The sequence below is a fragment of the uncultured Campylobacter sp. genome, assembly GCF_937997535.1.
Classification (GTDB): domain Bacteria; phylum Campylobacterota; class Campylobacteria; order Campylobacterales; family Campylobacteraceae; genus Campylobacter_B.
In genome coordinates this window covers 1-3,780 of the sequence record NZ_CALKTT010000018.1, presented here as the reverse complement: position 1 = coordinate 3,780, position 3,780 = coordinate 1, and the positions used below count along the sequence as shown (strand labels likewise).

General features: G+C 50.7%; 4 protein-coding genes. All 4 read right to left on the bottom strand.

Annotated elements, in window-relative coordinates; genetic code table 11:
• Positions 1-11: 11 nt before the first annotated feature.
• Positions 12-314, bottom strand: coding sequence for a hypothetical protein (locus Q0117_RS02320; RefSeq protein WP_297921985.1), 303 nt, complete (start codon positions 312-314; stop codon positions 12-14).
• A 15-nt stretch (positions 315-329) separates the two neighbouring features.
• Positions 330-1,727, bottom strand: coding sequence for a hypothetical protein (locus tag Q0117_RS02315; RefSeq protein ID WP_297921982.1), 1,398 nt, complete (start codon positions 1,725-1,727; stop codon positions 330-332).
• 54 nt (positions 1,728-1,781) lie between these two features.
• Positions 1,782-2,216, bottom strand: coding sequence for a hypothetical protein (locus Q0117_RS02310; protein ID WP_297921979.1), 435 nt, complete (start codon positions 2,214-2,216; stop codon positions 1,782-1,784).
• Positions 2,217-2,479: 263 nt separating this feature from the next.
• Entirely contained in the window at positions 2,480-3,715 is a 1,236-nt protein-coding gene (locus tag Q0117_RS02305) for a hypothetical protein (protein ID WP_297921976.1), read from the bottom strand.
• Positions 3,716-3,780 lie beyond the last annotated feature (65 nt).

The following is a 3,780-nucleotide window of genomic DNA, read 5'->3' as shown; positions in this document are numbered from 1 at the left end:
CGCGTAAAATTTCATCGCTCGCGCGAATGCCCCTTGCCGTCCCATTCGCACAGGCTTAAAAACGTCGTGCCGCCGTCAGCGCCCAAGGCCTTCTCGTTTAAAATTTGAGCGCGTAAGGAGCCTTCATTTAAGCTCTCCTCGCTCGCAATCTCGATAAAAATGTCCGTGCCGAGCAGATAGCTGGTCCGCTCAAACTCGCTTTCGTACTCCCGGCCGTCAAATTTGGCGGTAAATTCGCGCACCCGCTCATCCGCTTCGCAGCCGAACATCATCGTGTCGCTATCTGAAATTTTAACGATATAAGGCTCGTTCATGAGGCTTTTTAAATTTTATTGCGGCTCGCACTTTCCGTAAACCCACTCGCGAGTTTCGTTTAGCTTAAATTCGCCGTCCTTTAGAAAATACTGCTTGCTGCTTTTGATCGCGTTTTCGCCCGTAGCTATGTAGTCGCCGACGAAGCCGCGATCCAGGACGTCGTGCGCTAAAATTTCAGGCTCAAAGACGTTTTGCGTCCTTTGCGTCTCGTGCCATTTGCCGCTCTCATCAGGCTCGCGCAGGGTGATCGAGATGTTGTTGCCCGCCTCGTCGTAGTCGTAGATATACTCGTACTGCTTGCCGTCGGAGGCCGTGCGATTTTTTATCACATTGCCGCGCGCATCATAGCCAAACTCGTTTTCAAACACGACCTCCCAGCGCTGCGACTCCTCGCGCCAAAGCACGGTTTGCTCGCGTAGAGGCCTGCTCTCCTCGGTCTCCTCGTGCACGTTTTTGTAGTACTCCCTCCACTCGTTTTTTGCGGCGTCCCAGCGCGATCTTAGCTCGCTAAAGCGCCTATACTTAGGCTCGATCTTGCGCAAGATCTTTTCATCGCGCCCCCAGGCGCCGTCGCGCCACGCAAAATTTATCTCGCTGCGCGTCCCGTCCGCCGCCGTAAAGACGGTATGTTTTGTAAGCGGTACCCATTTGCCGCGCCATGCGTAGCCTTCGTAGCCCGCGTAAACGTCGCCGTTGTAGTGATATATCGATTTTTCGTACGGCACCCATTTCTTCGCTTTGGCGTTCCATTCATAGGTCGCTACGAAATTATTTCTGTCGCTTTCATCGACAATCCTTTTTGTAAGGTGCGTCGGCGTCCATCTGCCCTTTTTTAGCGTGAAATTTTGTAAAATTTCCGTTTTGCCCTCGCGCTTTTCAACGGCTTTTTCACCCTCGTATGGCTTGCCGTCCTTTTGCAGACTAAAATAAATTTTCGAGCCGTCCTTTGCGATCTCCTGTTTGCTTATCGCCGTTTCGCGAAATTTGTTTGTATTCGCGTCCCAGTCGTATTCGATATTTTCGATCTCGCGCTCGCCGCTTTCGTCAAATTTGCTAAAGCTTTTCGATACGGACACTCCCTCTTCGCTGCTTTTTTTATAGATTTTTTCTAGGCGGCGGGTTTTGGCGTCGTAGTTTTGGCTTACTTCATATTCGTAGCGCGGCACGGCGCCGCCCTCTGTTTTATAGCTCGTCTTTTGCAGGCAAATTTTATTCGCCGCCGCACCCGTCTCGGTCGCGCCCGCAGGCATCGCGAGAACTAATGTCGCCGCTAAAATAGAGCCTGCTAAAACTGCCGCTCGCGCTCGAAGCTTGTCTGCTAAAACCGCCGCCTGCGCCTCAAAAGCACCCGCCGAAACAATCGCTCGCGCCTTTAAATTTAGCGCTACAAAATCTACCGCGCCCTCGGGCAAAATTTTAAAAACACCTCTGATGACCGCTCCTTTTATCTGAATTTTAAATCGCGTCTATCGCTTTATATCCTCGCTCGAAAAAATTCTCTTGCCTTTGTAAATTTTCTCATAGCGACTTAGCTTGCCCTCTTTGAAATAGCCGATGAAATAGGCCGCCGATCTTTCGGCCTGCTCTTGCGAAATTTCATCGTAGAGGCGGGCGGGCTCCTTTGATTTTTGTTTATGCAGGCACGAACAGCTGCGAAAATAGCGCCTTTTGATTTTAAAATTTTGCGCCTCGTCGCCTTGCTCGTCTGCGTGCTTTGTTGCGCTTATTTCGCTACTTTGCTTGCCTGCGGGCGCCAGATCCTCTCTCCCGCCGCCCCCTATCGTCTGTTTTTGCTCGCTCGCCGCACCGTGATCTTGCGCCTCTACGGCGCCGAAACAGATACTCGCCGAAATAAAGCCGGAATAGCCGCTCTTGCCGCTCTGATTAAAACCATTTTTCAACCTTTTCTTTTGTCGTCGCTGCGTGCGGACCTGCCGCGGCGTAGGATGGCGTAGGATTTAAATTTTAAAATTTACGCGGCACACGAAACATCCGCGCTAGCTAAATTTAATCGCGACTCTCGCATAAATACCGCTATGCCGCTAAATTTTAACCGCGGCACTCGCACGAATATTGCTACGTCCGCTAAATTTAACCGCGACGTTCGCGTAAGGCCGCGCAGATAAAATTTAGCCGCGAAATTTTACCTGTGCATCTTCAAACGCTACTTTATCTTTTTGTATTTCCACGTCTGCTCCGTTATGAGCTCGGGTTTACCGTCTTTAAGCTTAAATTCCTTAAAGCTCGTTATCGCGTAGGCGCTAGGCATCTCAAACATCATCAGCGCGGCTCCGTGCCCCACGCTATCTGCCGGGATTTGGGTATCGTAAGTAGCCTCCGAGCGCCCCGTTTGCACCCATTTGCCGCTCGCATCAAGCTTGTAGATATCCATCGCCGTATTGCTGCCGCGCTCGTCATAGCTATAGACGTATTTGCCGCTGCTGGAATTTGATTCGTAGCTTTGCTCGAGCGGGCGCTCGCCCGATTTGTCGTAAATTTCGCCGTTTGAGTAGCTTTTGACCCAATCTTTAAGCTGCTCATCCCACAAATAAGAGGTCATATTAAGATCCGCGCCCTTCTTGATAGCGGTTTGTTTGCTCATATTATCCCACGCGCCCTTCTCGTCGTTCCAGATGAAGCTCGTAACGACCTCCTCGCCCCTCGCGGCGTCAAGCTCATGCTTACTCATCGTCGCGTTTTGCCACGCGCCGTCCTTAAAGGTGCTGCGGATCTGCTCGTAGCTGCCGTTTCTATCGCCGTTAAGCATCTCTCGCTCGCTGTTTTGCCACGCGCCGTTTACAAACTCGTAGCTCACGTATCCGCTCATCTCTCCTGAGCCGTCGTAGAAAATTTCGGTTTTATCTTTGGGCTGCCAGCTCTTGCCGTCCCATTTGAAGCTTATCGTAAGCTCCTCCTTATCCCACGCGTTTTTTACGGATCTATTCATGCTCTCTTTCTGCCATTTGCCCTTTGTGAGCTTATATCGCACATCTTTGGTCGCGTTGCCGTCGTAGCTGGAGACGGTTTTGCTCGCATTGCGCGTGCCGTCATCCGCTATCGAATTGCTCTCGCGCGTCGTGACGTTACCCTTTACGCTTTCCGTGTAGTCTTCTATTTTTTTCCACTTGCCGCTTTTAAGATTGAGGATAAATACTTCAAATTTAACCATTCCCCCCTTTTCGTCAAAGTAGCTGATCTCTTTGTAGCTAGAGCCTAGGCCGTCCGAGGAGTTCGTATCTCTTACCTGCTCTAGCTTGCGCGCCGCCGCGTCGTAGCTTAGATGCGTGCTCTCCTTGCGCTGCCCGAGTGAGCCGTAGCTCATGCTTTGCACCATATACTCATACTCCTTGGCAAACGCCGCCGCACAGAGCAGCGCAAGTATCGTAGCGAGCTTTTTCATCCTCTCTCCTTGGAAAAAATTTTGATAATTATATAATGTTCGTATATAAAAACGGATAAAATTTC

Coding starts and splice junctions, on each gene's coding strand:
- Q0117_RS02305 (WP_297921976.1), bottom strand. CDS start 3,715: ATGAAAAAGCTCGCTACGATACTTGCGCTGCTCTGTGCGGCGGCGTTT.
- Q0117_RS02320 (WP_297921985.1), bottom strand. CDS start 314: ATGAACGAGCCTTATATCGTTAAAATTTCAGATAGCGACACGATGATG.